The sequence below is a fragment of the Novosphingobium sp. PC22D genome (genome assembly GCF_002556635.1).
Lineage (GTDB): Bacteria > Pseudomonadota > Alphaproteobacteria > Sphingomonadales > Sphingomonadaceae > Novosphingobium.
Genome location: NZ_MWMO01000012.1, coordinates 73,607 through 99,786 on the forward strand (window position 1 = coordinate 73,607; position 26,180 = coordinate 99,786).

Annotated in this window: 26 protein-coding genes and 1 other RNA gene; 14 read left to right on the forward strand and 13 right to left on the reverse strand. The window is 67.2% G+C overall.

Annotated features, from left to right (window positions below; translation table 11 throughout):
- Window positions 1-85 precede the first annotated feature (85 nt).
- Together B2G71_RS16690 and B2G71_RS16695 are read left to right on the forward strand one after the other, a co-directional pair.
- A complete protein-coding gene (locus B2G71_RS16690; RefSeq protein WP_098107779.1) occupies window positions 86-1,222 on the forward strand; it encodes an acyl-CoA dehydrogenase family protein in 1,137 nt (378 codons plus the stop codon).
- On the forward strand, window positions 1,219-2,475 hold the full coding sequence (locus B2G71_RS16695) for an acyl-CoA dehydrogenase family protein (RefSeq protein WP_098107781.1): 1,257 nt from the start codon (window positions 1,219-1,221) through the stop codon (window positions 2,473-2,475). The genes B2G71_RS16690 and B2G71_RS16695 overlap by 4 nt, the downstream gene beginning before the upstream one ends.
- Window positions 2,476-2,493: 18 nt before the next feature.
- Here B2G71_RS16695 and B2G71_RS16700 read toward each other — a convergent pair whose 3' ends face one another.
- Window positions 2,494-3,762: a cytochrome P450 gene (locus B2G71_RS16700; protein WP_098107877.1), complete on the reverse strand. Its 1,269-nt coding sequence runs from the start codon at window positions 3,760-3,762 to the stop codon at window positions 2,494-2,496.
- Window positions 3,763-4,314: 552 nt separating this feature from the next.
- Here B2G71_RS16700 and B2G71_RS16705 point away from each other — a divergent pair.
- Genes B2G71_RS16705 through rsmA form a run of 3 tightly spaced genes read left to right on the forward strand, consistent with a single transcriptional unit; the run spans window position 4,315 to window position 7,463 of the window.
- Window positions 4,315-5,604, forward strand: a complete 1,290-nt coding sequence (locus B2G71_RS16705) for a peptidylprolyl isomerase (RefSeq protein WP_098107782.1) — start codon at window positions 4,315-4,317, stop codon at window positions 5,602-5,604.
- Between the two features lies 1 nt (window position 5,605).
- A complete protein-coding gene (pdxA, locus tag B2G71_RS16710; RefSeq protein WP_098107784.1) occupies window positions 5,606-6,628 on the forward strand; it encodes a 4-hydroxythreonine-4-phosphate dehydrogenase PdxA in 1,023 nt (340 codons plus the stop codon).
- 7 nt (window positions 6,629-6,635) lie between these two features.
- On the forward strand, window positions 6,636-7,463 hold the full coding sequence (gene rsmA / locus B2G71_RS16715; protein ID WP_240530195.1) for a 16S rRNA (adenine(1518)-N(6)/adenine(1519)-N(6))-dimethyltransferase RsmA: 828 nt from the start codon (window positions 6,636-6,638) through the stop codon (window positions 7,461-7,463).
- Here rsmA and B2G71_RS16720 read toward each other — a convergent pair.
- On the reverse strand, window positions 7,460-7,954 hold the full coding sequence (locus B2G71_RS16720) for a PilZ domain-containing protein (protein WP_098107785.1): 495 nt from the start codon (window positions 7,952-7,954) through the stop codon (window positions 7,460-7,462). The two genes, rsmA and B2G71_RS16720, sit on opposite strands and share 4 nt — an antisense overlap.
- A gap of 128 nt (window positions 7,955-8,082) precedes the next feature.
- Window positions 8,083-10,191: a malate synthase G gene (locus tag B2G71_RS16725; RefSeq protein WP_098107787.1), complete on the reverse strand. Its 2,109-nt coding sequence runs from the start codon at window positions 10,189-10,191 to the stop codon at window positions 8,083-8,085.
- 263 nt (window positions 10,192-10,454) lie between these two features.
- Here B2G71_RS16725 and B2G71_RS16730 point away from each other — a divergent pair, with 263 nt between their 5' ends.
- On the forward strand, window positions 10,455-10,745 hold the full coding sequence (locus tag B2G71_RS16730; RefSeq protein WP_098107788.1) for a hypothetical protein: 291 nt from the start codon (window positions 10,455-10,457) through the stop codon (window positions 10,743-10,745).
- A 31-nt stretch (window positions 10,746-10,776) separates the two neighbouring features.
- Here the strand turns inward: B2G71_RS16730 and ssrA are convergent.
- Together ssrA and mscL are read right to left on the reverse strand one after the other, a co-directional pair.
- Window positions 10,777-11,159: a transfer-messenger RNA gene (gene ssrA, locus B2G71_RS16735) on the reverse strand.
- A gap of 10 nt (window positions 11,160-11,169) precedes the next feature.
- On the reverse strand, window positions 11,170-11,643 hold the full coding sequence (gene mscL / locus B2G71_RS16740) for a large conductance mechanosensitive channel protein MscL (protein ID WP_098107790.1): 474 nt from the start codon (window positions 11,641-11,643) through the stop codon (window positions 11,170-11,172).
- Between the two features lie 168 nt (window positions 11,644-11,811).
- Between mscL and B2G71_RS16745 the strand changes: the two genes are divergently transcribed.
- The 5 genes from B2G71_RS16745 to B2G71_RS16765 are packed head-to-tail and all read left to right on the forward strand — an operon-like array spanning window position 11,812 to window position 14,648.
- Window positions 11,812-12,417 (forward strand): LemA family protein, encoded by a 606-nt coding sequence (locus tag B2G71_RS16745; protein ID WP_098107880.1) that lies wholly within the window; start codon window positions 11,812-11,814, stop codon window positions 12,415-12,417.
- Between the two features lie 14 nt (window positions 12,418-12,431).
- Window positions 12,432-13,211, forward strand: coding sequence for a TPM domain-containing protein (locus tag B2G71_RS16750; protein ID WP_098107791.1), 780 nt, complete (start codon window positions 12,432-12,434; stop codon window positions 13,209-13,211).
- Window positions 13,212-13,222: 11 nt separating this feature from the next.
- A complete protein-coding gene (locus tag B2G71_RS16755) occupies window positions 13,223-13,906 on the forward strand; it encodes a TPM domain-containing protein (RefSeq protein WP_098107793.1) in 684 nt (227 codons plus the stop codon).
- Window positions 13,903-14,439 carry an NUDIX hydrolase gene (locus tag B2G71_RS16760; protein WP_098107794.1) on the forward strand — a complete coding sequence of 179 codons (537 nt, stop codon included), beginning with the start codon at window positions 13,903-13,905 and terminating at the stop codon, window positions 14,437-14,439. Before B2G71_RS16755 ends, B2G71_RS16760 begins: the two co-directional genes overlap by 4 nt.
- On the forward strand, window positions 14,439-14,648 hold the full coding sequence (locus tag B2G71_RS16765; protein WP_098107796.1) for a hypothetical protein: 210 nt from the start codon (window positions 14,439-14,441) through the stop codon (window positions 14,646-14,648). The genes B2G71_RS16760 and B2G71_RS16765 overlap by 1 nt, the downstream gene beginning before the upstream one ends.
- A gap of 23 nt (window positions 14,649-14,671) precedes the next feature.
- Here B2G71_RS16765 and mmsB read toward each other — a convergent pair whose 3' ends face one another.
- The 6 genes from mmsB to B2G71_RS16795 all read right to left on the reverse strand — a co-directional run bounded on the left by mmsB (window position 14,672) and on the right by B2G71_RS16795 (window position 20,645).
- Window positions 14,672-15,541: a 3-hydroxyisobutyrate dehydrogenase gene (gene mmsB / locus B2G71_RS16770; RefSeq protein WP_098107797.1), complete on the reverse strand. Its 870-nt coding sequence runs from the start codon at window positions 15,539-15,541 to the stop codon at window positions 14,672-14,674.
- A gap of 87 nt (window positions 15,542-15,628) precedes the next feature.
- Window positions 15,629-16,411, reverse strand: coding sequence for an enoyl-CoA hydratase-related protein (locus B2G71_RS16775; protein ID WP_098107799.1), 783 nt, complete (start codon window positions 16,409-16,411; stop codon window positions 15,629-15,631).
- Window positions 16,408-17,451, reverse strand: a complete 1,044-nt coding sequence (locus B2G71_RS16780) for an enoyl-CoA hydratase/isomerase family protein (RefSeq protein WP_098107800.1) — start codon at window positions 17,449-17,451, stop codon at window positions 16,408-16,410. The genes B2G71_RS16775 and B2G71_RS16780 overlap by 4 nt, the downstream gene beginning before the upstream one ends.
- 24 nt (window positions 17,452-17,475) lie before the next feature.
- The gene (locus B2G71_RS16785) at window positions 17,476-18,621 is read right to left on the reverse strand and encodes an acyl-CoA dehydrogenase family protein (RefSeq protein ID WP_098107802.1); all 1,146 of its coding nucleotides are present in this window, start codon (window positions 18,619-18,621) and stop codon (window positions 17,476-17,478) included.
- Between the two features lie 22 nt (window positions 18,622-18,643).
- Window positions 18,644-19,135: a hypothetical protein gene (locus B2G71_RS16790; protein WP_098107803.1), complete on the reverse strand. Its 492-nt coding sequence runs from the start codon at window positions 19,133-19,135 to the stop codon at window positions 18,644-18,646.
- A gap of 85 nt (window positions 19,136-19,220) precedes the next feature.
- Window positions 19,221-20,645, reverse strand: coding sequence for an aldehyde dehydrogenase family protein (locus B2G71_RS16795; protein ID WP_098107805.1), 1,425 nt, complete (start codon window positions 20,643-20,645; stop codon window positions 19,221-19,223).
- Between the two features lie 315 nt (window positions 20,646-20,960).
- On the opposite strand from B2G71_RS16795, the gene B2G71_RS16800 reads away from it, so the two are divergent.
- The 3 genes from B2G71_RS16800 (at window position 20,961) to B2G71_RS16810 (ending at window position 23,085) form a co-directional block, all read left to right on the forward strand.
- A complete protein-coding gene (locus tag B2G71_RS16800) occupies window positions 20,961-21,455 on the forward strand; it encodes a flavin reductase family protein (RefSeq protein ID WP_098107806.1) in 495 nt (164 codons plus the stop codon).
- A 92-nt stretch (window positions 21,456-21,547) separates the two neighbouring features.
- On the forward strand, window positions 21,548-22,300 hold the full coding sequence (locus B2G71_RS16805) for an SDR family NAD(P)-dependent oxidoreductase (protein ID WP_098107808.1): 753 nt from the start codon (window positions 21,548-21,550) through the stop codon (window positions 22,298-22,300).
- Window positions 22,297-23,085, forward strand: coding sequence for an alpha/beta fold hydrolase (locus tag B2G71_RS16810; RefSeq protein WP_098107809.1), 789 nt, complete (start codon window positions 22,297-22,299; stop codon window positions 23,083-23,085). The genes B2G71_RS16805 and B2G71_RS16810 overlap by 4 nt, the downstream gene beginning before the upstream one ends.
- An 88-nt stretch (window positions 23,086-23,173) precedes the next feature.
- On the opposite strand, the gene B2G71_RS16815 is transcribed toward B2G71_RS16810, so the two are convergent.
- Both B2G71_RS16815 and B2G71_RS16820 read right to left on the reverse strand, forming a co-directional pair.
- On the reverse strand, window positions 23,174-25,513 hold the full coding sequence (locus tag B2G71_RS16815) for a TonB-dependent receptor (RefSeq protein ID WP_098107811.1): 2,340 nt from the start codon (window positions 25,511-25,513) through the stop codon (window positions 23,174-23,176).
- A gap of 133 nt (window positions 25,514-25,646) precedes the next feature.
- A complete protein-coding gene (locus B2G71_RS16820; RefSeq protein ID WP_098107812.1) occupies window positions 25,647-26,165 on the reverse strand; it encodes a VOC family protein in 519 nt (172 codons plus the stop codon).
- Window positions 26,166-26,180: the final 15 nt, after the last annotated feature.

Sequence of the window (26,180 nt, forward strand, 5' to 3'; positions counted from 1 at the left end):
GCGCCATTGCCGGGCATCGCGGCATCTGCAAGCCTTCCGGGCCGAGCGGGCATCAGGCCCGACGTATGGGAGAGAGCCTCAAAGCATGCTGCACGTTCTCGAGTCCGATCAGGAAATGCTGCGCGATACGACCGCGCGCTTCCTCGACGACAAGGTCCCCCTGAGCCGCCTGCGCAAGGACCGCGACGACCCGGCGGGCTTCGCCCCCGAATATTGGACGAACGGCGCCGAGTTGGGCTGGACCTCGCTGCTGGTCAGCGAGGAAGACGACGGCGGCAGCGTCAGCGGGCGCGGCGCCGTCGATCTCTCGCTAATCGCCTACGAATTCGGCCGCCATGCCGCGCCGGGGCCGCTGGTCGACTGCAACGTCGTCGCGGCAGCGCTGGCGGGCCGGAGCGGCGACGCACAGAGCACGGTGCTCGCCGGGCTGCTCGACGGTTCGCTGATCGCCGCCTGCTGCCTCGGCACCGCTCCGTGGCAATGCCGGGGCGAGCAGACCATCACGATCGCCCGGGACGGCGACGATCTCGTGATCGACGGCGCCGTCCGCCCGGTCGAGGCGGGCGCGCAGGCCGCCTGGCTGCTCGTCTCGGGTCACGGCGGTACGGGGCCGACGCAGGCGCTGGTCCCGGTCGATGCGAGCGGGTTGACCATCATGCCTCTGCGCACGCTCGACGTCACGCGTCGCTACGCGGCCGTGACGTTCGACAAGGTCCGCGTGCCGGCGCGCCACCTCGTCGGCGATTTCGGCGGCGCGGCCGACGCGATCGCGAGGCAGGTCGACAACGCCGCCGTGATCCTCGCCGCCGAATCGGTCGGCGCGATGGACGCCGCCTTCGCGATGACGCTCGACTATGCCTTCGACCGCTACACCTTCGGGCGCGCGCTCGCCTCGTATCAGGCGCTCAAGCACCGCTTCGCCGATCTCAAGTCGTGGCTCGAGGCGAGCCATGCTATCGCCGACGCCGCCGCCGAGGCGGTCGCGGACAGCTCCCCCCTCGCGTCCGAGACGGCCAGCGCGGCGCGCGCCTACATCGGCCAGTACGGCACCGAGCTGGTGCAGGACTGCGTCCAGCTCCACGGCGGCATCGGCGTGACCTACGAGCACGACCTGCACTTCTTCCTGCGGCGCGTGGCGCTCGACGCCGTGCTCCACGGCACCGTGACCGATCACCGCAGGCTCCTAGCGGCGGCACGGATCGGACAGGAGAAGGCGGCATGAGCGGCGGAATCGAATCGGTCGACGACTTCCGCCTGCGCGCCCGCGCCTGGATCAAGGCCAACCTCGGCCCGATCCAGCCCTTCGACGCGAGCCAGAACTGCGAGAACGACGAGATCGAGCGCGAGGCGGTCGCCCGCGACCGTGCGCTCCAGCGGCAGATATGGGACGGCGGCTTCGCGGGGATCTGCTTTCCGCCCGAATATGGTGGCCTCGGCCTCACCCCGGCGCACCAGCGCGCCTTCAACGAGGAACTGGCCGGGCACGAATTTCCCTCGCGCTTCACCGTACCGACCTTCTCCCCCTGCGCGGCGGTGCTGCTCGAGTTCGGCACGCCCGAACAGAAAGCGGCGCACATCCCCGCGATCCTCAAGGGCGACGAATTCTGGGTGCAAATGCTCTCCGAACCCGGCGGCGGTTCGGACGTCGCGGGAGCGACGACCAGCGCGGTGAGGGACGGCGACGACTGGATCATCAACGGCTCGAAAGTCTGGACCAGCCGTGCCTGGTGGGCGGACTGGGGCCTGTGCCTCGCGCGCACCAACTGGGACGTGCCCAAGCATCAGGGGCTCACTGTCTTCGCGCTGCCGCTTCACCAGCCGGGTATCGAGATCCACCGCATCGAGCGGCTGAGCGGCGAGACCGAGGCCTGCCAGGAGTTCTTCACCGACGTGCGCGTGCCCGACAGCGACCGGCTCGGCCCCGTCGACGGCGGGTGGACAGTCGGATCGCGCTGGATGTATTTCGAGCGGATCGGGCATAACTCGCCCTACGTGACGCGTCCCGTCGGCCTCACCAATCCCGAGGCCGAGGGACCGAGCGCGATCTCGATCGCGCGCCGGGCCGGCCGTCTCGACGACCCCGTGGCGCGCGACCTGATCGGCGAAGACCGCACGCTCGAGATCGCCACCCACGCGCTCCAGAACCGGATCGCGCAGGCGGCCGCGTCGGGACGCGGCAATGTCGACGGATCGGCGGTCGACCGCCTGTTCCGTGGCATCGCCCGCGTGCGCCGCGCGACGATCGAATACGAAATCGCCGGCCCGCAGGCCGCCGCCTGGACCGAGGAAGAGGACCATGCCTCCGGTTCGACCGGGATGCGCTATCTGATGCGGCAGGTCTCGTGCATCGGCGGCGGCACCACCGAGATCGCGCGCAACGTCATCGCCGAGCGCGTGCTCGGGATGCCGCGCGAACTCTCCGGCGACAAGGGCGTGCCCTTCCGCGACGTGCCGCGCGGTCCCAAGCGTGCCTGAGGCCGCGGCTCGTCCGCGTCAGGCGGGCACGAGTTCGGCGTGGAGATCGGCGAGGTTGCGGAAGCTGAACGTCGGCTCGTAGCGATAGACGCGGTTCTCGGGGCTGCCGTGGTGCGCCTCGCTGATTACGATGTCCGAGGTGCGCGCGAGCAGCCGCTCGATCGCGATCCGCGCTTCCATCCGCCCGAGCGGCGCGCCGAGGCAGGCGTGCGCGCCGCGGCTGAACGCCATGTGATCGCGAACGTGCGGTCGGTCGGGCCGGAAATCGTGCGGCTGCGCGAAGTGCTCGGGATCGTTGTTTGCGCCGCTGAGGCAGACGGTGACGATCGTGCCCGCGGGCACCTCGATATCGCCGATCCGGGTGTCGCGCCGGGCCAAGCGATAGACCGCCTTCACCGGCGCATCGTGGCGCAGCAGTTCCTCGACGAAAGCGGGGATCGCCTTGGCGTCGGCACGCATGTGCGCCTGGAGCGCCTTGTCCTCGCCGAGATGCTGCACACCCATCGCGATCAGCCGCGAGGTCGTGTCCTGTCCCGCCCCGAACATGAACCGCGCCAGACCCGACAGATCCTCGAACCTGGGCTGCGAGCCATCCTTGAAGCGCGCCGCGACCAGTTCGCTCATCAGGTCGCCGCGCGGGTTGTCGATCCGGTCGCGCAAGTAGCCGTCGAACCGCTCCTTGAGAAACACCAGCGGATCGGAGCCGATCTTGTGCACCGCGTCGCCCTCGATCTGGCTCGGCGGCGCGCCGATCAGTTCGAGCAGCTCGGCCCGGTCCTCGAGCGGAATGCCGAGCAGGTCGGAGATCGCATAGACGGTCGTCGCGTGGGCATATTCGGGCACGATGTTGCGCACCCCCTTGCCGACGATCGCGTCGAGCATGCGATCGGCGAGGCCATGGAGATAGTCCTCGTTCTGCCTGAGCCGCTTGAAGGTCAGGAGGCTTCCGACGATCGCGCGATGTTCGGCGTGCCGCGCGCCGTCCATGCAAACCAGGTGGTCGGACCAGGGCAGCTCGGCGCGGTGTTCCTCGAGCTGGCCGGTGATGTCGCTGCCCTGCGGCTCGAACGGCAGCGGCGGGATCGGTCCCACGACCGATACCGCGTTGGAGAACACCCCCTCCTTGTCGTTGAGCACTTCGAGGGCCGCGGCATAGCCCGTCACCATCAGCGTGCCTTCGTAGGCTTCCCGGCTGACCGGGCAGCGCTCGCGCATCAGGTCGAAGTAGCTGCGCGGATCGGCGATGACCGCCTGGTCCCGGAAGAAGTTCGGTTCGTTCGCGTTCATCGTCCGCTCCCAGGGCCATGCGGCACACTCGATCGGCGCCTTGCCTCGGGCGCTCGTCACGTTGTTAGCATTGGCACAGGCGAGCGGATCGCTCAACCGGCCGCGCGCATCGCCGAGGCGAAGGCTGACGGCGATCTGTCCGGACAATCAGGGGAAAAGGAGGCCGACGCAGAAGGGGGTGGGAGGGTGGAGGGAACTGCCGCGCCGGCCTACCAAGCCCCAACGTGCCGACCCGAAGACCGTTCCTGCCAGTCGCCCAACCGTGGCCTGCGCGCGACTGGCCGATCGGCCAGCCGAGAGCTAGCGACACCGCCCTCGCAAAGCACCATCCCCCGGCGACCGTTGGCTTGTTGCCGCAAAGACGCTATCGGACGCGCTCAGTTGCGGTTAAGCCGCCCTGCGGCAAGGGACGCAGACACAGGCGCGAGCACGTTTTTCGGGCCATGACAACGCGGTGAGGCCGGACTCGCGCCGGTCGGAGATGGGAATCAAGCCAGAGTGACCAAGGCAATTCGATCGATCAGGATATTCAGCGTCCCTGTCGCACTGGGCATGGCGGGCCTGTGCGGCATGTCCGGCGCGGCCGCGCAGTCGCAGCAGGGAAACATCATCATCCCGCCCGACGTGACGATCTTCGGCGAGGCCAATCCGAACGTCCGCAAGGCGACGGCTGTGGTCAACGGCGACGTCATCACCGGCACCGACGTCGATCAGCGCATGGCGCTCGTCCTGGCGGCGAACGAGAACCAGCTCAGCGAAGAGGACAAGGAGCGCCTGCGCCTCCAGGTCCTGCGCAACCTCATCGACGAGACACTGCAGATCCAAGAGGCCAAGGCCGCCGAGATCGAGATCTCGAAGGAGGAGATCGACCAGTCCTATCTGCGCGTCGCCTCGCAGAACTTCGGGCAGGATACCGAAGCGATGGACGCCTACCTCAAGCGCATCGGATCGTCCGCCGCCTCGCTCAAGCGCCAGATCGAGGGCGAGCTTGCCTGGCAGCGCCTGCTCCAGCGCAACGTCGCGCCGTTCATCAACGTCTCCGACGAGGAGGTTAACGAGATCATCTCGCGGATGCAGGCCTCCAAGGGCACCGATGAATACCGCATTGGCGAGATCTACCTCGCCGCCGCGCCGGACGCCCAGCAGCAGGTTGCCGACAACGCCCGCCGCATCGTCGAGCAGCTACGGGAAGGCGGCAGCTTCGTCGCCTATGCCCGGCAGTATTCGCAGGCCTCGACCGCGGCCGTCGGTGGCGATCTCGGCTGGATCCGGCTCGAGCAGCTTCCCCCCGAACTGGCGGCGGCGGCGCGCGATCTCACGCCGGGCCAGCTCGTCGGTCCGATCGCGGTCCCGGGCGGTTTCTCGATCATCTACCTGATCGACAAGCGCCAGGTGCTGATGGCCGATCCGCGCGATGCGATCCTCGCCCTCAAGCAGATTTCGATCAACTTCCCCAAGGGCATTTCCGATTCGCAGGCGCAGGCGCGGGCCAAGAGCTTCGCCGAGACCATCTCCGAAGCCGCCGGCTGCGGCGCGGTCGACGCGGTCGCCGCCGGGATCGGCGCGCAGGTGGTGACGAACGACCAGGTGCGCGCACGCGATCTGCCCGGACCGCTGCAGAACGCGGTCCTGAATCTCAACATCGGCGAGACCTCGCCGCCGTTCGGGTCGATCGAGGATGGCGTGCGCATGCTGATGCTGTGCGGCCGCGACGATGCGCAGACGCCGTCGGGCCCCAACTTCGACCAGCTCATGGCGCAGATGGAGGAAGACCGCATCAACAAGCGCGCGCAGATGTACTTGCGCGACCTTCGGCGCGACGCGGTCATCGACTACAACTGACATGGCGGTCGCCGGGCCTGCCGGGCACGCTCCGTTGGCGGTCTCGCTCGGCGATCCGGCGGGGATCGGCCCCGAATGCATCGCCGAGGCCTGGGCTCGCCGCAGGGACGCCGCGCTGCCACCGTTCTTCGTCGTCCACGGCACGGAGTTGCTGCGCCGGGCAGCCGAGGCTCGCGGCCTGACCATCGCGGTCCGCGCGATCGCCGGGCCTGAGGAAACCGCTGCTGTGTTCGACGGCGCCCTGCCCGTGCTCGGCGCGCGCGATGCGGATTATCGCCCTGGCGAGCCCGACGGCGAAGGCGCGGCCCTGGCGCTCGCCTCGCTGACCGATGCGGTCGAGTTCGCACGCAAGGGGACGGCGGGCGCGGTCGTCACCGCGCCGATTTCCAAGGCCGAGCTGGCGCGCGTCGGCTTCACCCAGCCGGGGCAGACCGAGTTCCTCGCCGATGCCTGCGGACTGCCGCGCGAGAACGCGGTGATGATGCTCGCCGGCCCCACCCTGCGCACGGTTCCGCTCACCGTCCACGCCGCGCTCTCGCAAGTCCCCGCCCTGCTCTCGCGCGAGCTGATCGTGCACCGTGCGCGGATCGTCGCGGCTGCGCTGCGGCGCGACTTCGGCCTTGCCGGGCCGCGCCTCGCGATCACCGGCCTCAATCCGCACGCGGGCGAGGAAGGCCGCTTCGGCGACGAGGAGATCCGGATCATCGCCCCTGCCGTCGCGCAACTTCGCGAAGAGGGCATCGCCGCGAGCGGTCCGCATCCGGCCGACGCGCTCTTCGCGCCGCATGCCCGCGCCGGCTTCGATGCGGCGCTGTGCATGTACCACGACCAGGCGCTGATCCCGATCAAGGCGCTCGAATTCGACGCGGGCGTCAACACCACGCTCGGCCTGCCGATCGTGCGCACCTCGCCCGATCACGGCACCGCCTTCGCCATCGCCGGCCAGCGGACCGCGCGCGCCGACGCAACCATCGCCGCGATCCGCCTCGCCGGGCAATGCGCCGCGCGCCGCCTCCCCGCGTGAGCGCCTGGTGAGCACGCCGCTACCGCCGCTGCGCGAGGTGATCGCCCGCCACGGCCTCTCGGCCAGCAAGGCGCTGGGCCAGAACTTCCTCTTCGACGAGCAGTTGCTCGACCGGATCGCCGCGATTCCCGGCGATCTGGCGGGGCGCGACGTGCTCGAGGTCGGCCCCGGCCCCGGCGGGCTCACCCGCGCGCTGCTGCGGGCCGGCGCACGCGTCACCGCGATCGAGATGGACCGCCGCTGCCTGCCAGCGCTCGCCGAGCTTGAGCAGGCGTTCCCCGCGCGGCTCACGGTCATCGAGGGCGACGCCACCAGGATCGACCAGGGCGCGCTGTTCGCCGGCCCCTACGCGGTCGTCGCCAACCTGCCCTACAACGTCGGCACGCTGCTGTTCACGCGCTGGCTCGGCGGCGAGGACTGGCCGCCGCGCTGGTCGTCGCTGACGCTGATGTTCCAGGAAGAAGTCGCGCGCCGGATCGTCGCCGCGCCAGGCACCTCGGCCTACGGACGCCTCGCGGTGCTGGCGCAGTGGCGCGCCCGCGCGAGGCTGGCGCTGAAAGTCCATCGCAGCGCCTTCACCCCGCCGCCCAAGGTGATGAGCGCGATCGTCCACGTCGAGCCCGGTGCGGTGCCCGAGGGCGTATCCGCGCGCGTGCTCGCGCGCGTGACCGAGGCCGCCTTCGGCCAACGCCGCAAGATGCTGCGCCAGAGCCTCAAGGGGCTGACGGGCGGGGTCGAGGCGCTCGAAGCCATCGGCATCGACCCGCAGCGGCGCGCGGAAACGCTTTCGGTCGACGAATTCGTTGCGCTCGCGCGGGCGCTGAGCCAGGCCTAGTCCGACGACGCCGCGAGCGCCGACTTCGCTTCTTCGAGCGAGGCGAGCCCCTCGCCGGCGAAACTCGCGACGAGATAGCCGACGGCGCCGACCACCAGCACCAGGAAGGCAAACTGCGCGAAGCGCCCGAGGCTCTGCGCGTCCATTGCCAGCGCGGTGAGCAGCCCGCCCCGGCGCATCGTCGCTGCCCGGCTCTTGGAGAGCTCCAGCGGGCCGGCTCCGCCCGAGATCAGCGCCGAGACGCTGATCCGCTCACGGAACCGCACGCCGAAGCGCTTGCGGTCGCTCCACTGGATGTATCCGACGAGCGAATGGCGGCCCACCGTCAGTTCGACGTATTCGCCGCGCGGCGGCGGATCGCTCATCATCGCGAGCATCCCGCGCGAGGACACGTCGAGCACGCGTGCATCGCCCTCGCCGCCCGAATGGCGCAGGTGGGCGGTGATGCCGGCCTTGATTCGCGGTTCTGTCCTGTCCGGTTCCTTCGCCATGCCGCTTGCTCTCCGGGAGATATCGCAAGTCTAAACGGCAAAGCTTGTCCGCGCATTAATGGCCGTCGCGGCGGTTCCCTTGCAAACCGCGGGGAGACGCCGCGACGGACCGAACCGGAAAAGCAGGGTCAGGCGGCGGCCTTCTTCTTCAGGCGCCAGGCATGGAGCAACGGCTCGGTATAGCCGTTGGGCTGTTCCACGCCCTTGAAGACGAGATCGCAGGCCGCCTGAAACGCGAGGCTGGTCTCCCAGTTGCCGGCCATCGGCTCGTAGAGCGGATCGCCCGCGTTCTGCGCATCGACCTTGGCCGCCATGCGCTTGAGCGAATCCATCACCTGTTCCTCGCTGCACACGCCGTGGAGCAACCAGTTCGCCATGTGCTGGCTCGAGATACGCAGCGTCGCGCGGTCTTCCATCAGCCCGACGTCGTTGATGTCGGGCACCTTCGAGCAGCCGACACCCTGGTCGATCCAGCGCACGACATAGCCGAGCAGGCCTTGCGCATTGTTGTCGAGCTCCGCGCGCACTTCCTCGTCGGACCAGTTGGTCCCCAGCGCAAGCGGCACTTGCAGCAGTTCGTCGAGGCCGGGGATCGGATCGGCCGCCTTCTCGGGCTGGACCACGCCGAACACGTCGACCTCGTGATAATGCATCGCGTGGAGCGTTGCCGCTGTCGGCGACGGTACCCAGGCGGTGTTCGCGCCGGTCAGCGGATGGCCGATCTTCTCCGCGAGCATCGCCGCCATGCGGTCGGGCGCGGCCCACATGCCCTTGCCGATCTGCGCCCTGCCCGACAGGCCGTGCTTGAGCCCAATCGCGACGTTGCGCACTTCGTAGGCCTTGATCCACGTCGAGCCCTTGATCTCGCCCTTGCGGATCATCGGGCCGGCGCGCATCGAGGTATGGATCTCGTCGCCGGTGCGATCGAGGAAGCCGGTGTTGATGAAGACGATGCGGTCCTTCACCGCGTGGATGCAGGCGGCGAGGTTGGCCGACGTGCGCCGCTCCTCGTCCATCACGCCGACCTTGACGGTGTGGCGATCGAGCCCGAGCAGGTCTTCCACGGCGTCGAACAGGTCGTTGGTGAAGGCGCACTCCTCGGGGCCGTGCATCTTCGGTTTGACGATGTAGATCGAGCCCTTGCGCGAATTGCCGTACTTGGCGAGCCCCTTCACGTCCTGCGCCGAAATCGCGCTGGTGATGACCGCGTCCATGATGCCCTCGGGGATCTCGCCGCCGTCGGGCATCAGGATCGCGGGGTTGATCATGAGATGGCCGACGTTGCGCACGAACAGCAAGCTGCGGCCCGGCAGGGTCACCGTCTCGCCTTCGCTCGTGGTGTAGCTCTTGTCGCCGGCGAGCTTGCGGGTGAGCGTCTTGCCGCCTTTCTCGAAGGTGTCTTCGAGATCGCCGCGAATAACGCCGAGCCAGTTGGTGTAGGCGAGCGTCTTGTCCTCGGCATCGACCGCCGCCACCGAATCCTCGAGATCGACGATCGTGGTGATCGCCGCTTCGAGCAGGATATCGGAAATCTGCGCACGGTCGGACTTTCCGACTTCGCTGGTCGGATCGACCACGATTTCGATATGCAGCCCGTGCGAGCGGAACATGACGCCCTTGTCGGTCGTGCCGACGCGCTGTGCCGGATCGGCGAGGTCGACATCGAGCGAACCGACGTCCTTCCAGCTTCCCGCCGCGAGCGGCAGTGCCTTGTCGAGGAACATGCGGCCCGCCGCGATCACCGCCGCGCCGCGCTTGGGGTCGTAGCCCTTGCCTTCCGCGTCGGGCGCGTCGAGCGCGTCGGTGCCGTAGTAGGCGTCGTAAAGGCTGCCCCAGCGCGCGTTGGCGGCATTGAGCAGGAAGCGCGCATTGAGCACGGGCACGACGAGCTGCGGGCCCGCCATCGTCGCGATCTCGGGATCGACGTTGGTGGTGCCGATGGTGAAGTCGCCCGGCTCGGGGACGAGATAGCCGATCTCGGTCAGGAAGGCGCGGTACTCGCCCATGTCGATCGGCTTGCCACCGCGCGCGAGGTGCCATTCGTCGATGTGCTGCTGGAACGAATCACGCTTCTCGAGCAGAGCCTTGTTGCGCGGAGCGAAGCGCGCGACGAGCGCGGCGAAGCCCTGCCAGAACGCATCGGGCGCCATGCCGATCGGGGCGAGAACCTCGCTTTCGACGAAGCCCGCAAGCTCCGCATCGACACCAAGGCCTGCGCAATCAATCCTGTTCGTCATCGTTCCTCACATCGCCTTTCCCGACCGCTCGGAACGTCGGACGGGGTGGTTGGTCAAATAGATGTCCTGGGGAGGGAACGCGAGCGCCTATGGCGCAAGGCCGGGCGAATGGCAACAGCGGGCGGTCGCCGCGCCCTGTCGTCAGGCCTTACGCTGCTTGTCGGAATGATTTACAATCAATGCGGAATTAACCGTCTCGAACCCTGGAAACCGGGGACTGGCACAATGGTTGCTTATTAGTGGGCAGGAAAGAGGTTCTAGCGATGCTCAGGAAAATCGGCAGGCTGTTCGTGATCAAGACGCGCTGGGAAGCCTACCTGATCATCTATGCGCTGGGCCTCGGCGCCACCGAACGAGGCAAGGTCTACCTCGACATCTTTCCCGGCATCGGCGGCAAGCTGCTGTTCCTCGCCTGCACCGGCGCGGTATTCCTCGCGGGCGCCAAGATCCTCGACTGCCTGAAATACGAACAGGCCGCCAAGGCGCAGGTCGCCTCGATCGAACCGGCGAACGACGTAGCCGGCGTCTCCGAACCGGAGCGACGGCGCGCCTGAGCGGCCCGGCCAGTTCTCGAAGATGTGGGGAAGTGGGGCGATTCTGTTGCCAGGCTCGCCCCGGGCCCCTGGAATCCGCTTCTGTTGCCCGGTGGGTCCAACCGCGTTCTAACTTTGTAACTTCAGGCCGTTAGGCCCTAGAATTACGCCGCGAGAGCAAGTGCTTCGTTGTCGTTGGCACTTATGAGTTTTGAGCCTTTAACGGGTTACTCAGCCCGGACGAAAACGCCGCTTTTCAACACACGTCGATCCTAGTTCGGCCCCGTCATTTTCCCCGCCGGAGCGAGGAAGGTGGTGGAGCCGCCGGGTACCGCCCCCGGGTCCGCTGTGCCTATTGCACGCCGCAGTTTATCGTCATAGCCGACCGAAGCCGGCAGGACCCTATATAGGCGTAACGCCATGAATGTGAAGTGAGCGATCCGCTTCAAGCCGCGGGTTTCTTGCGCAATTCCTCAAGGATCGCGCGCAGCGTATCGAGCTGCGGATCGGTCGGCACGGTCGGTTCGGCCGAAGTGTCGGCCGCATTCTTCTTCTCTTCCTCGATCGCGTCCATGATCCGATTGACCGAGCGCACCAGCATGAACAGGACGAGCGCGATGATCAGGAAGTTGACGATCTGCGTGAGGAACGAGCCGTACCCGATCATCGCCACGCCGGCTTCCTTGAGCGCGTTGTAGTCCGACAGGCTGCCCTTGTAGTCGCCCGGCACGTCGCCGAGCAGGATGAAATAGCGCGAGAAGTCGATGTTGCCGAAGATCCAGCCGATCACCGGCATGATCACGCTTTCGGTGAGCGAGGTGACGATCTTGCCGAAGGCGGCGCCGATCATCACGCCGACCGCGAGATCCAGCACGTTCCCGCGCGCGATGAATTTCTTGAACTCTTCGAAAAGCGTCATGCGCCGCCGTCCCTGTCTTGCCGCCCCTGGTCCGGGGCGATGGCCCGTTCCATGCCGCAAGCCCGCGAGTGCGACAAGCGCCGCGATGCGCTTGCGCGGCCCGGCATGGTCGCTATCTATCCCGCTGTGGAGCAGGCGCGGCCCGCGCCTGGACGGAGGATCACACGAATGTCCCTAGCCCCCCTCGCCCGCGCCTGGCGTTTCGTTCTCGCCGCGCTTGCCGTCGCCAGCCTTTCGGCCTGCGGCATCAACTCGGTGCCGACCAAGCAGGAGGCGGCCAAGGCGAAGTGGGCCGACGTTCAGGCCGCGTTCCAGGAGCGCGCGAACCTCGTCCCCAACCTCGCCGCCGTGGTCAAGGGCGCGGCCGAGCAGGAGAAGGAAATCCTCACCAACGTGATCGAGGCCCGCGCCAGGGCGACCAGCATCCAGGTCGATGCCGAGGATCTCGACGACCCGGCCAAGGTGCAGCAGTTCCAGCAGGCGCAGGACCAGTTCGGCGCGAGCCTGGGCCGCCTGCTCGTCAGCGTCGAGCAGTACCCGGATCTCAAGTCGATCCCCGGCTACACGAAGCTGCAGGACCAGCTCGAGGGCCAGGAAAACCGCATCCGCATCGCCATCAAGGACTACAACGAGGCGGTGCGCGACTATAACACCGAGGTTCGCGTCTTTCCGACGATGATCGGCGCGATGATCCGGGGCGCCCAGCCGATGACGCCCTATGCCGCGGTCACGCCGGGCGCGGAGACCGCGCCGGACCTCGAAGGCAAGCTCTGAGCGGAGGTTGAACGATGCGGGCGGCGATCGCCTCCCTGCTGCTGCTGATCGGCGCGGCGCTGGTCTCGCCGCTCGCAGCGGCGCCCGAGTTTCCGAAGCTGACGGGACGCGTCACCGATGCCGCCAACGTCATTCCCGCCGACGTCGAGGCGCGGCTCGAAAGCAAGCTCGCCGATCTCGACAGGCAGACGCACCGGCAACTGGTGATCGCCACCCTGCCCAGCCTGCAAGGCTACGAGATATCGGATTACGGTTACCAGCTCGGCCGCGCCTGGGGCATCGGCGACAAGGAGCGCAACGACGGCGCGCTGCTGATCGTCGCGCCCAACGAGCGCAAGGTACGCATCGAGGTCGGCTACGGGCTCGAACCCGTGATCACCGACGGCTTTTCCTCCGACGTCGTGCGCAATCTGATCGTTCCGCGCTTCAAGGCGGGCGACCTGCCCGGCGGCATCGAGGCGGGCGCGGATGCGCTGATAACCCAGCTCCAGCTTCCTCCCGAAGAAGCCGCGCGCATCGCCGCCGAAGCCGATCGTGAGCCCGAGGGGATCAACCTCGGCACCGTGATCTTCTTCCTCTTCGTGTTCTTCTTCTTCATCCTGCCGATCCTGCGCGCTGCCTCCGGGCGTCGGGGTGGTCGTCGCCGGGGTTTCGGCGGGCCGATCATCTGGGCGCCGGGCATGTTCTCTGGCGGCTCGTCCGGCGGCGGCTGGTCGGGCGGCGGCGGATTCGGGGGCGGGTTTTCGGGCGGTGGCGGCAGCTTCGGCGGCGGCGGCGCGAGCGGAAGCTGGTAGAAGGGATCGGCATGAAAGCGCCACGCTATCTTTCCGAGCAGGACCATGCCCGCGTCAGCGCCGCGGTCGGCCTCGCCGAGGCGCATACCGCGGGCGAAATCGTCACGATCATCGCCGAGCGCTCCGACGGCTATACCGACGTGGCGCTGGCATGGGCCGCTTTCGCCGCGATCCTCGCGCTGGGCGTGCTGGCGATCGCGCCCGAAGCCGCGCTCGATCTCTACGAGAACCTGACCGGAGGCTGGATCGTCGAATGGACGTCGCGCGAGATTTTCTTCCTTGCCGCGCTGGCGGCCACCTTCGCCTTCGGATGCGTGCTGCTCGTCCAGTTGTGGCAACCGCTTAAGTTCGGGCTGGTGCCATCCCCGATCAAGTCGGCACGGGTGCGCGATCGCGCCCTGCGCGCCTTTCGCATCGGCGCCGAGCGGCGCACGCACGGGCGCACCGGCATCCTCATCTATCTCTCGATGCGTGAGCGCCGCGCCGAGATCGTCGCCGACGAAGCGATCGCCACGCGCATCGACCCTGAAGTCTGGGGAGACGCGATGACGGCGATGCTCGACCAGATTCGCGCGGGCCGCGTCGCCGACGGGATGATCGCGGCGATCGAAGGCGTCGGCGCGGTGCTCGCGGACCACTTTCCGCCCGCCAGGGACGACCGCAATGAACTGCCCGACAGGTTGATCGAAGTATGACAGCAGATGCCGATGCCCCCGAGCAGATCATGTGGGAGGGCCGTTTCATCACCGCGCGCAAGCGGGGCCGATGGGAATACGTCAGCCGCTCACGCGGTATCAAGGCAGCGGTCATCCTCGCGGTCGACGACGTGAACCATGTGATCCTCGTCGAACAGTACCGCGTTCCGCTCGGCCGCGCGTGCATCGAGCTTCCGGCGGGGCTCATCGGCGACCACGACGACGGTCCCGACGAAGACGCCACCGTCGCGGGCGCCCGCGAACTCGAAGAGGAAACCGGCTACGCCGCCGGGCGCATCGAGGCGGTGGGCGAGTTCTTCTCCTCGCCCGGCATGGTCAGCGAGAGCTTCACGCTGCTACGCGCGCACGAACTCACGAAGGTCGGCGAAGGCGGCGGTGTCGACAGCGAGAACATCACCGTCCACCGCGTGCCGCTCGACCGGATCGAGCAGGCGGTCGCCGAATGGCGCGCGCAGGGCTATGCGATCGACGTGAAGCTGCTGCTGCTGCTCGGCGCGAAGCTGCTCGGCTGATGCGCACGCGCCCGGCGGTCTGCGCGCGCAAGAAGCGCTTCGCCAGCGAGGACGATGCCAACGCCGCCGCCGAACGCGCGCCCTTCGCTCTGCGCGCTTATCGCTGCGGGCTGTGCCGCCGGTGGCACCTCACCGGGCGCACCAAGGGGATGAAGCTGCCGCCGTTCGAACTGGCGCGAAGGAAGACGATGCGAACGCGCGCCGAGTGATAGCGCGCGCGCCGGTGCCTTGCTCAGAGCGTGGTGAAGATCGCGCCGAAGTCCTTGCCGCCGCCGCCAGCCTCGACGAAGGCCTCGTAGATCTTCATCGCGTGCTCGCCCATCGGCACCGAAGCGCCCGAGCTTTGCGCGCCCTGCATCGCGAGGCGCAGGTCCTTGAGCATCAGCGCAGAAGCGAAACCGCCCGCGTAGTCGTTGTCGGCGGGGCTCGTAACGCCGACACCGGCCGCCGGGGTGTAGTCGTTGAGCGACCAGTTATAGCCCGTGGCGTTGGAGCTGATCTCGTAGAACATCTGCGGGTCGAGCCCGGCTTTCTCGGCCAGCTTGAGCGCCTCGCACGTGCCGATCATGTGGATCGCGAGCAGCATGTTGTTGCACATCTTGGCGACCTGCCCCGCGCCGATCGCGCCTGCGTGGATCACCTTCTTGGCCATTGGTTCGAGCACTTCGGAGGCCTTGGCGAAAGCCGCCTCGGTACCGCCGACCATGAAGGTCAGCGTGCCGCCGTTGGCCGCCGCGATCCCGCCCGAGACCGGCGCATCGACCATCTCGTAGCCCGCCTCGGCGGCAAGCTGGGCGACTTCGCGCGCGGTATCGACGTCGATCGTCGAGCAGTCGAGGAACAGCGCGCCCTGGGGGGCCTTGCCGATCACATCGGCGGTGTAGACGCCCTTCACGATCCCGCCATTGGGCAGCATGGTGACGACCGCATCGACGCCCGAGACCGCGTCGGGCACGGCGGTAAAGGTCTCACAGCCGTTCTCGGCCGCGCGCGCCAGCGCCTCTTCGGACAAGTCGAAGGCATGGACCTCGTGCCCCGCCTTGACGAGGTTGGCGGCCATGCCGCCGCCCATGTTGCCAAGCCCGATGAATGCGATCTTCATGTCGATGCTCCTCTCGCTCCCCGGCTCTGCGCCGGGGCAAATCCGCTGGGTACTGTCCGAATCGTCAGGGTACGAAGACCCGTGCGGTCAGCGACCCTTCCAGACACCCGCGCGCTTCTCGACGAAGGCGGCCATGCCTTCGGCCTTGTCCTCGGTCGCGGTGAGGATCTGGAAGCTGCGGCGCTCGGCGAGCAGGCCGGTCTCGAGCGTGGTTTCGAAGGCGACGTTGACCAGTTCCTTGTTCACCATGGTCGCGAGCGGCGGCATCGCCGCGATCGCCTCGGCCGCCTTCATCGCCTCGTCCATGAGCTGATCGTGCGGCACGAGACGGCTGACGAGCCCCGAACGCTCGGCCTCGGCCGCGTCCATCATCCGGCCGGTGAGGCACATGTCCATCGCCTTGGCCTTGCCGACCGCACGGGTCAGACGCTGCGATCCGCCCATGCCCGGCGCGACGCCGAGCTTGACCTCGGGCTGGCCGAACTTGGCGTTTTCCGAAGCGATGATGAAATCGGCCATCATCGCCACCTCGCACCCCCCGCCGAGCGCGAAGCCGTTGACCGCCGCGATCCAGGGCTTGCGCACCTTGCGCACGAGATCGGCCTGCCAGCCGGAGAAGAAGTCTTCGGAGAAGAACTCGGCGCCGGTCTTCTCGAGCATTTCCTTGATGTCGGCGCCCGCCGCGAAAGCCTTGTCGCCCGATCCGGTGATGACGGCGCAAAGCTGCGACTTGTCGGCTTCGTACTTGGCGAAGGCGTCGATCAGTTCGGCGAGGACCGTGGAGTTGAGCGCGTTGAGCGCCTTGGGGCGGTTGAGCGTGATCAGCGTGACCGCGCCCTTGGTTTCGACCGTGATCGTTTCGTAGCTCATAGCGGTTTCCATTCCTCGTTTGCGGGGAGCGGTGCGAAGATCGCATCCAGCTTTTGATCGGTGACGCCCTCGGGCGTTGCGGGGTTCCACTTCGGAGCGTTGTCCTTGTCGACGATCACCGCGCGCACGCCCTCGGCGAAATCGGGCAGCGTCAGAACGCGGCTGGCGATGCGGTATTCCATCGCCATGTTGTCGGCGAAGTCCGACAGCTTCGCGGACTCGGCGAGTTGGCGCAGCGAGACCTTGCAGGCTTGCGGACTCTTGACCCGCAGCGTCGCGAGTTCCTTGGCCGCCCACTCGCCGTCGTCAGCCTCGAGCGAGGCAAGCACCTCTTCTAAGGTGTCCGAGGCGAAGTGCTTGCGGATCGCCGAGGCGTGTGCCGCGATCTTCGGTTCGGGCGGCGTCTCGGCCAGTGAGGACAGCACGCCGCCGATCTCGTGCCCGGCCGCGATCCGGCGCTTGGCCTCGGGGATCGCCTCGGACGGCACGTAGTGCGTGGCAAGCCCCGCCCACAGGCACTCCGCGCCGTCGAGCCGCGCGCCGGTGAGCGCGAGGAACTGGCCGACACGCCCGTCGAGCCGCGAGAGATACCAACCACCGCCGACGTCGGGAAACAGGCCAATCCCGGTCTCGGGCATGGCGAGGCGGGTGTTCTCGGTCGCGACGCGATAGCGCGCGGGCTGCGAGATGCCGACGCCGCCGCCCATGGTGATGCCGTCCATGAAGGCGACCACGGGCTTGGCGTATGTGAAGATCTGGTGGTTAAGGCGATATTCGTCGAAGAAGAAAGCGCGCCCCGCCTTGCCCTCGTCATTGAGCGCGGACTGGCGCAGCAGGTTGATGTCGCCGCCCGAGCAGAAGCCCCGGCCTTCGCTGTGGTCGAGGATCACCGCCTTGACCTCGCCTTCGTCCTGCCATTCCTTGAGCGCCGCAGTCATCGCCAGGCACATGTCGAGCGTCAGCGCGTGGATCGCCTTGGGCCGGTTGAGCGTGAGATAGGCGGCGGCGCCCTCGCGCCTGGTGAGAAGTTCGTCCGTCATCGTCGTCCCCCTTGGGTCGTGCCCTTACTGGCGCAGCAGTTCGCGCCCGACGATCATCCGCATGACCTGGTTGGTGCCCTCGAGAATCGAGTGGACCCGCAGGTCGCGCCAGAAGCGCTCGATCGGATAGTCCTTGAGGTAGCCGTAGCCCCCGAAGAGCTGCAGCGCGTCGTTGACGATCGCCGAGCCGCTGTCGGTCGCGAGCCGCTTCGCCATCGCCGAAAAACGCGTCTTGTCCGGCGCGCCGGCGGTGACCTTGGCCGCCGCGAGATAGAGCAGCGCGCGTGCCGCCTCGAGGTCGGTCGCCATGTCCGCAAGCATGAACTGGGTGTTCTGGAACTCGCCGATCGGCTGGTCGAACTGCTTGCGGTCGCGCACGTACTGGACCGCTTCGTCGAGGCAGCGCTGGGCGCCGCCCAGCGAGCAGGCGCCGATGTTGATGCGGCCGCCGTCGAGCCCCATCATCGCGAAACGGAAGCCCTCGCCTTCGGCACCGACGAGGTTCTCGGCCGGGACGCGCGCGTCCTCGAAGATCACCTGCGCGGTGGGCGAGGCGTTCCAGCCCAGCTTCTTCTCGGGCGCGCCGAAGCTGACGCCCGGTGTGTCCTTGTCGACCACGAAGCACGAGATGCCCTTGGTCTTGTGCTCGCCGGTGCGCGCCATGACGACGTAGACGTCGTTGACGCCGCCGCCCGAAATGAACTGCTTGGTGCCGTTGAGCACGTAGGCGTCGCCGTCGCGCTTCGCGCTGGTCTTGAGCGCCGCCGCGTCCGATCCCGAGCCCGGCTCGGTGAGGCAATAGGAGGCGATCTTCTCCATCGTCACCAGCTCGGGCAGGTAGCGGTCCTTGATGTCCTGCGAGGCGAAGCTGTCGATCATCCATGCCGCCATGTTGTGGATCGAGACATAGGCGCTCGTCGCCGGACAGCCGTAGGACATGGCTTCCATGATCAGCGCCGCCTCGAGCCGGCCAAGACCGATGCCCCCGCTTTCCTCGGACACATAGATCGCGCCGAAGCCCAGTTCGCCGGCGGCCTTCCACACGTCCACCGGATAGTGATGCTTCTCGTCCCACTCCGCCGCGAAGGGCGTGATGCGGTCCTCGGTGAACTTGCGCGCGGTATCCTGGATCGCGAGCTGGTCTTCGGTCAGCGCGAACTGTTCGGTCATGATTGCCCCTGTTCTGTCTTCGTTATGCGGCGCAGCGCGTGTAGGTCAGCGGGTCGGGCATCGCGTCGGGCCCCTTGTCGTGGCGCACGAGCGTCTGCCCGTCGTCGCTCATCTCGAGCGAGACGTCGAGAATCCAGGTCTGCCCCTCTCCGGAAAACTCGTAGGCCGCGCTGATCGCGTCGGGTTCGACATTCTCGACCATGCCGAGCGTGGCGACGGATTCGTAGAACTTCAGGCTGTCCGCCTCGACCGTCATCAGGCCCTTGGCGTCCCCCTTGGTGCTGGTGCAATCGGCGGGAACCAGGCCCCAGCGGCCGCGCATGGCCTCGGGGATCTCGTCGCCGGCCAGCGCGGGCGGTTCGCCCGGCGCCGCGGTGCCCGTCTCCGCCCCGGCGGACGCGCTTTCCATCGCGGTGGCGTCTGTCCCCTGCGCCTCGGGCTCGGCCGGCTCCTTCGAGCAGGCGCCCAAGAGCGCGAGCGTCGCCGCCGCGACCAGTGGCAGTGCGTATTTCATCCGTCCTCTCCTTCCACGCACGGCGACGCGGGGCAATGACCCGCGCACGCCGCGCGCCCAGACCTCCGGCTTGCGCTAGGCGCGATCAGCCGATGAGTTCGATGATGTCCTTGCCGAACAGCGCCTCGTCCGAGGGGATCTCCTTGGTCTTCGCCAGCGGCTTCGACACCCAGGTCTCGTTGATGAGATCGCGCCAGGTGACGTTGTTGTTGGTGGCGTTGCCGCCCCACGAACCGCAGCCGAGCGAAAAGGTCTGGCGCATGCCGTTCCACAGGTTGCCCGAGTTCGAGGCCGCCTGCGGCTGGTTGACCATGACGCGGCTGGTCTTGGTGTGCTCGGCCAGCTTCATGATGTTCTCGTCCGAGGTCGAGTAGATGCCGCAGGAGTGGCCCTGGCCCTGATAGGCCTGGATCGCGTTGGTCAGTTCGATCGCCTCGTCGAGATCCTTGGCGCGGTAGAGCGCCATGGTGACCGTCATCTTCTCGCCCGAGAAGGGGTGCTCCTTGCCGTGACCGGTCTCGGGCACGATGAAGAACGCGGTTCCCTCGGGGATCTGGAAGCCGGCATAGTCGGCGATGAACTGCGGCGACTGCGCCACGACCTTGGCGTTGATGTGCTCGCCATCTTCCCAGATCGCGTTCTGCAGCTTCGCCTTGTTCTCACCCTCGATCACGAAGCCGCCCTTTTCCTTCAGCTTGGCGAGCATCTCGTCGTAGATCGCGTCGAGCAGGATCACGGCGTTGTCCGAGGAGCACGAGGCGGCATAGTCGAGCGTCTTGGAAATCAGGATCTTCTCGGCCGCGTCATCGAGATCGGCGGTGTCGTCTACCGTGATCACGGCGTTACCGACGCCGACGCCGAGCGCCGGCGTGCCCGAGCTGTAGGCCGCCTTGACCATCGGCGTGCCGCCGGTGGCGAGCACGCGGTCACACTGCTTCATCACTTCGTTGGTCTTCTCTACCGAGGGCTGCTCGATCGGGATCACGAGGTCGGCGGGCGCGCCCATCTTCTCGAGCGCGTCGCGCATGAGGTTGCAGATCTTGGCGTTGACGAACTTGGCGCGCGGGTGCGGGCAGATGATCACCGAGTTGCGCCCCTTGACCGCGCTGATCGCCTTGATCACCGGAGTGGCCTCGGGATTGGTCGAGGGCGAAAGCGCGCCGATCACGCCGACGGGTTTGGCGATCTTGACGATGTTGCGCTCGCGATCCTCCTCGATGATGCCCACCGACTTGTCGTCGATGATGTCCATCAGCGTGGCGCGAGTCTTGATCGAGATCTTCTTGAACTTGCCTTCGTAGTTGCCGAGCTGGGTTTCCTCGACGGTCTCGCGGGCGATTTCCTCGTCCATGCCCGGCTTGCACACGGCATAGACCATGCCGCGAATCCAGCGATCGACCTGCTCCTGCGTGGCGTGCTCGATCTGGTGCTGCGCCTTGCGCGAGCGGGCGACCAGCTCCGCGACTTCGTCGGCGACGGTGGTTTCTGCAATGTCTTCAACGGTGGCCATGGCATCTATCCCTTGTGTTCATCCCATCCGCATCGCCATACCGCGCGGGCACGCAGCCGCGGAAAAATTTTCACGCCCCTCCCTGCACCTTCACGCAGGGAGTCGCAAACAGTTTAATCGAGCAATTAAATCGTTGCAGTTGTAATTTGATCAACCCCGCCGCTTTCTCGCGCACCTGCCAATTGGATTAGGGGATCGTTCGACTTGCGGCGGACCGCCCCGCCGCTTCGGCGAACCGCTTCCGCTGTCGACACCTCGATATGCATCGGCTAGTCGCCCACGGGTTGGCATGCGGCACTAACGAAAGGCTATTCCATGGGCGAAACCAGCATCGATCCCAACGATTTCCGCAAGGTGCTCGGCAGCTATCCGACAGGGGTATGCGTGATCACCGCGCTCGATGCTGACGACAAGCCCGCGGGCATGGTGGTGGGTTCCTTCACATCGGTTTCGCTGGATCCGCCGCTGGTGGGATTCTTCCCGGACAAGAAGTCGAGTTCCTGGCCGCTGATCGAGAGTGCCGGGCATTTCTGCGTCAACGTCATGGGCAGCAACCAGCAGGCGATCTGCCGCGCGGTCGCCGCCAAGGGCGACGAGAAGTTCGTCGGCGTCGAATTCGCGCTGTCCGAACACAATCTGCCGATCATTGCCGACTCGCTCGCCTGCATCGAGTGCCGGCTCCATTCGGTGACCGAGGCGGGCGACCACTGGTTCGTGCTGGGCGAAGTGCTGCGGCTCGAAATGACTCGCGACGACGATCCGATGCTGTTCCACCGAGGCCGCTACGGCGGCTTCGCCGAGGTGATCTAGAAGTGATCTAGTCCGGCCTGCTGCTTGACTTGCGTGCCCGCGGCACGGATCACCCGTGCCGTTCAAGAGAGCGGGATACGGGAGAGCAGGATATGACACGTTCGCTGGGCGGCAGGGTCGCCGTGATCACGGGCGCGGGATCGGGAATCGGGCGCGGCGTTGCGCTGCGGCTCGCCGAAGACGATGCGAAGATCGCGGTATGGGACATCAACAAGGCCGGCGCCGACGAGACTGCGGACATGGTCCGCGCCGCCGGAGGCACCGCCATTGCCATCGAGTGCGACTGTTCGGACAAGGCGGCGATCGCCGCTGCCGCGGCGACCACGCGCAGCGAACTCGGCCCAGTGGCGATCCTCGTCAACAATGCCGGGATCGCGCCGTTCAAGCCCTTCCTCGAAACCGAGGACGAACTGTTCGACACGGTCATCCGGATCAACCTGCGCGGCCCCTGGCTGGTGACCAAGGAACTGATCCCGGACATGCTCGCGGCGAAGTGGGGACGGATCATCAACATCACCTCGTCCTCGGTGCAGACGGGCTCGCCGACCCAGAGCCACTACACCAGTTCGAAGGGCGGACTGCTCGGCTTCAGCAAGTCGCTCGCGCTCGAAATGGCACCGCACGGGATCACCGTGAACATGATCCCGCCGGGCGCGATCGACACGCCCATGCTGCGCGGCGCCGGGATCGACGGTGAGGCCTTCGGCGCGGCGCTGCCCGTCCGCCGCCTCGGGCAGGTCGAGGACATCGGCGCGGCGGCGGCCTATCTCGCCTCCGAGGAAGCCGGCTACGTCACAGGCCAGACGATCAGCACGAATGGCGGCCGCTACATGGGTTCGGCATGAGCGAGCCCTTCTCGGTCGCGGCGGAAGGCACCACGCTCGTCGGCGACTGGCGCAAGGGCGCGCGCAATGTCTGCCCGCTCGTCCTGGCGCACGGCTTCGGCGGTTCGCGGCGTGACTGGGGCGCGGTGGTCGACGCGCTCCCGGCCGATCATTCTGTGCTGCGCTACGACCAGCGCGGCTTCGGCGACTCACCCTATGCCGAGACTCCCTACTCGCACGCCGACGACCTGCTCGCGCTGTTCGACGAACTCGACATCGCGCGGGCAGACTTGTGCGGCATGTCGCTGGGCGGCTCGACCGTGCTCCATTTCGCGCTCGACCACCCAGAGCGTGTGCACCGACTAATCCTGGTGAGCCCGCTGATCGTCGGCTGGTCGTGGTCGGAGGAGTGGATCGCGCTGTGGAAGGCGATCGGACGGCTGGCGCGTGCGGACGACATGGACGGCGCGCGGCAAGCCTGGCTCGCGCATCCGCTGTTCGATCAGGTGCGTGGCACCGACAACGAGCAATACCAGCGCGAAGCGATCGCGGCCTTCCACGGCCGGCAATGGATCGCCGACGCGGCACGTCCCGAAGTATCCGACGTCGAGCGGCTCCATAAGCTCGAGCCCCCGACCCTGCTGCTCACCGGCGAGCGCGACATGGCCGACTTCCGGCTGATTGCGGACCTGATTGCGGGCGCCGCGCCCGAGGTGACGCGCATCGACTATCGCGAGGCCGGCCACATGCTGACGCTTGAGCGCCCCGCCGAGATAGGCAAGGCGATCGGGGAATTCGTCGCCTGAGGTCCGCACTGCGGCAAAGATCGCCTCGGCCGGACCGGGTGGCGGGGGCAGGGCCGATCATACCGGCCCTGCCCCCGCCACCTCGCTGTCAGAAGTCGTAGCGCACCTCGCCGCCCCAGAAGCGCGGCAGCCCTGGATTGACGACATTGGTGTTGCCGCCCGGCGCGGCCGCGTTGCCGCCCGAGTAGTACTTCCGGTCGAACAGGTTGCGGGCATAAAGCGCGGCGGTGAGCCCCGATCCGCCGATGTTCTCCAGCGTCACGCGCGCGTTCACCAGGACATAGCCGGGCAGCACGGTGTTGGGGGCATCGGTCGCGCCCACGTTCGAGAAGTTCTGCTCGGTCTGGCCATAAGCGTCGGCCCGAAACTTGAGCGTTCCGGTATCACCGAGCGGGACGCCGACTTCGCCGTAGATCGTGCCGCTCCATTCGGGTACGTCGGCGAAGGGCCCGTATTTGACCGTTTCGCCCAGCACGGTCACCGTGTCCCTGGTGTAACGCGCATCGGTGTAGTTGCCCGAGATGCCGAAGGTCAGGTTCGCGGTCGGGCGCACCGAGGCATCGAACTCGACGCCCGAGATCTTCGCCTTGGGCACGTTGACGGTGAGCAACGAGACACCTTGCGGCGTGAGGATGTAGGCCGCGCGCTGGATGTTATCGACCCACTGGTTGAAGACGTCGGCGTTGAAGGTCGCGGGCACGCCAAGGCCGTTGCCCGAATACTTGACGCCGGCCTCGATGTCCTTCGTGGTCTCGGGCAGGAATAGGTTGCCCCCGCCCGCCGCGGTCACCGCGATCGGCGCGACCGAGTAGTTGAAGCCTCCCGCACGCCAGCTTCCCCGGTGCGAGACATAGACCATGAGGTCCGGCGATATCTTGTAGTCGAGACTGATCGTCCAGCTCGGCTTGTCGGCCTTGGTCACTTCGGGAACGTTGTCGGGGAAGAAGCCGAGGAACAGCGAATCCTCGCCCTGGCGCAGCGTGGTCTTGTCCCAGGTATAGCGGAAACCGCCGGTGACATTGAGCGCCTCGGTCAGCGCGTAGGTCGCCTGCGCGAAGCCCGCCACCGAGCGCGTCTTGAACTTGCCGGTGTAGAAGAAGCGGAACGGCGGCTGGATCGGGTTGAAGTTGCCGAAATCGAGCGGCGAGCGGACAAACTTCTTCTCGTCGAGATAGTAGAAGCCCACCACATAGTCGAGCGCACCGCCGACGGCCTTGCCCTGCAATTGCAGCTCGTTCGAGATCTGGCGGTTGCGCTGGCGGAACCCTTCGATGTTCTGCGTCTTCAGGCCGCCAAGGATAAGCTCGCCCTGGGTCTGGAAGAACGGGAACGGCGAACCGTCGTAGTCATAACCGTCATAGGCCTTGGCGCGGTTGTAGCCGAAGATGTTCTTGATCGTCAGGTCGGGCGAAAGCTCGATCTCGGTGGTGTTGATAGCGAACGTGTCCGATGCCTCGTGGAAGGGATCGACGCTCGACAGGTTGACCCACGGCCCGAGGCTGCGCTGCAAGGCCAGGGCATCCTCGAGGTCGCCCTGGAACACGCCGGGGTTCGCTGCGAGGAACTGGGTGAAAACCGGATTGGCCGCGCTCAGCGCGCAGGCGGCGGCGTCGACCAGACCCTGCGCCGAACTGCCGCAAGGGTTCACCGACCACAGCAGGTAGGGCGTGTTCGTCCCGTCCTCGTCGGTGTACTGCACCACCGTGGTGTTGCGGATGCCGGGTGCCAGCTCGATCGCGAGCGTGCCGCGCAGCGAGATCTGGTCGATGTTCCCGTAGTCCTCGTCGAGATAGTAGTCGCGCACGAAGCCGCCGCCGCCGGTATATTCGGCCGCGACGCGCAGGCCGACGGTCTCGGAAAGCGGAACGCTGACCGCGCCTTCGACGTGCCGTGATTCGTAGCTGCCATAGCGGCCGCTGACGTAGCCACCGAATTCGTCGCCGGGCTTGGCGGTCTCGTAGAGCACCGCGCCGCCGGTCGCGTTGCGGCCGAACAGCGTGCCCTGCGGTCCCTTGAGCACCTGGATGCCACCCAGGTCATAGAAGGGCGTCGCCGAATAGGTCGAGATCTGGACCTCGTTGATGTAGGGCAGCACGCTCGGCGGCGAGTTCGAGAACGTGTCGACGCTCTGGCCTCGGATCGAGTAGTTGAACGCGTGGACACCGCCGTTCTGGCGGATCACCAGCCCCGGCACGGCGGTCTGCAGGTCGTTCTCGTTATAGATCGCCCGCTCGGCCAGCGACTCGCCGTCGATCGCGGCGATCGCGATGGGAACGTCGGACAGCCGCTCCTCGCGACGCCGTGCGGTAACGACGATCGCCTCGTCGCCTCCGCCCTCCTCGAGCGCCGCCCGATCCTGCGCCACCGCGACAGTGCCAAACGGCATCGCGCAACCCGCGAGCAGACTCGCGCCAATCCATATCCTCATTGTTTTTCCCCTCCTCCCGGGTGACCGCGCGCGAACTGCGCGTCGTCGTCGCGATACCCGATGCGGGCCCCGAATACCGCCTCATCGGGGCGCTTGCCACTCGGCTGGCGCGATAGGCCCGGCGATTGTCCGGTCAGGTCAAGTAGCGGATCGGATCGCTACCGTTCCAATCACGCGCCGCTTCGGCGATCGCGTCGAAAAGCGCGACCGTCCCCGGCTCACGCTCGAGCACTTCGAGGAAACAGCCGATCGTGTGGCGCAGATCGAAATAGGCGAAGTTGAGCGGCCCGAAGCTGGCGAGGTAGCCCGGCTCGATGCCGAGCGCGGCATAGTGCGCCGTTTCCGCCTCGATGGTTCCGTCCGCCCAATAGCAGAAGTGGTGAAAGCCGCCCGCGCCCGGCGCGTACATGTCGCGATAGACCGACGGACCGGCGTCGTGCTGCTCGATCAGCTCGATCTGGAGCGGACCGGCCTGCGCGAAGGCGCAGGTCATCTCGAGTGCGACGGGCTGGCCGCGATAGCGGCCGTTCGACGGCCGGACGTGCGACATCACGAAGAAGGGCCCCGCCCCGGTCGTGCGCAGCCATTCGGCCATTGCCGCCTCGATGTCGGCAACGACATGGCAGGCCTGGACGTAGTGACCGCGGCCCATCGTCCTCGTCGCCCC

What these genes read in the sequence shown, in the direction of transcription:
- mmsB (WP_098107797.1), bottom strand. Translation starts at nt 15,541, where the DNA reads ATGAAGATCGCATTCATCGGGCTTGGCAACATGGGCGGCGGCATGGCC.
- B2G71_RS16785 (WP_098107802.1), bottom strand. Translation starts at nt 18,621, where the DNA reads ATGACCGAACAGTTCGCGCTGACCGAAGACCAGCTCGCGATCCAGGAT.
- B2G71_RS16820 (WP_098107812.1), bottom strand. Translation starts at nt 26,165, where the DNA reads ATGGGCCGCGGTCACTACGTCCAGGCCTGCCATGTCGTTGCCGACATC.
- B2G71_RS16695 (WP_098107781.1), top strand. Translation starts at nt 1,219, where the DNA reads ATGAGCGGCGGAATCGAATCGGTCGACGACTTCCGCCTGCGCGCCCGC.
- B2G71_RS16745 (WP_098107880.1), top strand. Translation starts at nt 11,812, where the DNA reads ATGTCCCTAGCCCCCCTCGCCCGCGCCTGGCGTTTCGTTCTCGCCGCG.
- B2G71_RS16795 (WP_098107805.1), bottom strand. Translation starts at nt 20,645, where the DNA reads ATGGCCACCGTTGAAGACATTGCAGAAACCACCGTCGCCGACGAAGTC.
- pdxA (WP_098107784.1), top strand. Translation starts at nt 5,606, where the DNA reads ATGGCGGTCGCCGGGCCTGCCGGGCACGCTCCGTTGGCGGTCTCGCTC.
- B2G71_RS16725 (WP_098107787.1), bottom strand. Translation starts at nt 10,191, where the DNA reads ATGACGAACAGGATTGATTGCGCAGGCCTTGGTGTCGATGCGGAGCTT.
- B2G71_RS16730 (WP_098107788.1), top strand. Translation starts at nt 10,455, where the DNA reads ATGCTCAGGAAAATCGGCAGGCTGTTCGTGATCAAGACGCGCTGGGAA.
- B2G71_RS16705 (WP_098107782.1), top strand. Translation starts at nt 4,315, where the DNA reads ATGGCGGGCCTGTGCGGCATGTCCGGCGCGGCCGCGCAGTCGCAGCAG.
- B2G71_RS16810 (WP_098107809.1), top strand. Translation starts at nt 22,297, where the DNA reads ATGAGCGAGCCCTTCTCGGTCGCGGCGGAAGGCACCACGCTCGTCGGC.
- B2G71_RS16780 (WP_098107800.1), bottom strand. Translation starts at nt 17,451, where the DNA reads ATGACGGACGAACTTCTCACCAGGCGCGAGGGCGCCGCCGCCTATCTC.
- B2G71_RS16800 (WP_098107806.1), top strand. Translation starts at nt 20,961, where the DNA reads ATGGGCGAAACCAGCATCGATCCCAACGATTTCCGCAAGGTGCTCGGC.
- B2G71_RS16700 (WP_098107877.1), bottom strand. Translation starts at nt 3,762, where the DNA reads ATGAACGCGAACGAACCGAACTTCTTCCGGGACCAGGCGGTCATCGCC.
- B2G71_RS16755 (WP_098107793.1), top strand. Translation starts at nt 13,223, where the DNA reads ATGAAAGCGCCACGCTATCTTTCCGAGCAGGACCATGCCCGCGTCAGC.
- B2G71_RS16790 (WP_098107803.1), bottom strand. Translation starts at nt 19,135, where the DNA reads ATGAAATACGCACTGCCACTGGTCGCGGCGGCGACGCTCGCGCTCTTG.
- B2G71_RS16720 (WP_098107785.1), bottom strand. Translation starts at nt 7,954, where the DNA reads ATGGCGAAGGAACCGGACAGGACAGAACCGCGAATCAAGGCCGGCATC.
- B2G71_RS16690 (WP_098107779.1), top strand. Translation starts at nt 86, where the DNA reads ATGCTGCACGTTCTCGAGTCCGATCAGGAAATGCTGCGCGATACGACC.
- B2G71_RS16815 (WP_098107811.1), bottom strand. Translation starts at nt 25,513, where the DNA reads ATGAGGATATGGATTGGCGCGAGTCTGCTCGCGGGTTGCGCGATGCCG.
- B2G71_RS16775 (WP_098107799.1), bottom strand. Translation starts at nt 16,411, where the DNA reads ATGAGCTACGAAACGATCACGGTCGAAACCAAGGGCGCGGTCACGCTG.
- B2G71_RS16760 (WP_098107794.1), top strand. Translation starts at nt 13,903, where the DNA reads ATGACAGCAGATGCCGATGCCCCCGAGCAGATCATGTGGGAGGGCCGT.
- B2G71_RS16750 (WP_098107791.1), top strand. Translation starts at nt 12,432, where the DNA reads ATGCGGGCGGCGATCGCCTCCCTGCTGCTGCTGATCGGCGCGGCGCTG.
- B2G71_RS16765 (WP_098107796.1), top strand. Translation starts at nt 14,439, where the DNA reads ATGCGCACGCGCCCGGCGGTCTGCGCGCGCAAGAAGCGCTTCGCCAGC.
- mscL (WP_098107790.1), bottom strand. Translation starts at nt 11,643, where the DNA reads ATGACGCTTTTCGAAGAGTTCAAGAAATTCATCGCGCGCGGGAACGTG.
- B2G71_RS16805 (WP_098107808.1), top strand. Translation starts at nt 21,548, where the DNA reads ATGACACGTTCGCTGGGCGGCAGGGTCGCCGTGATCACGGGCGCGGGA.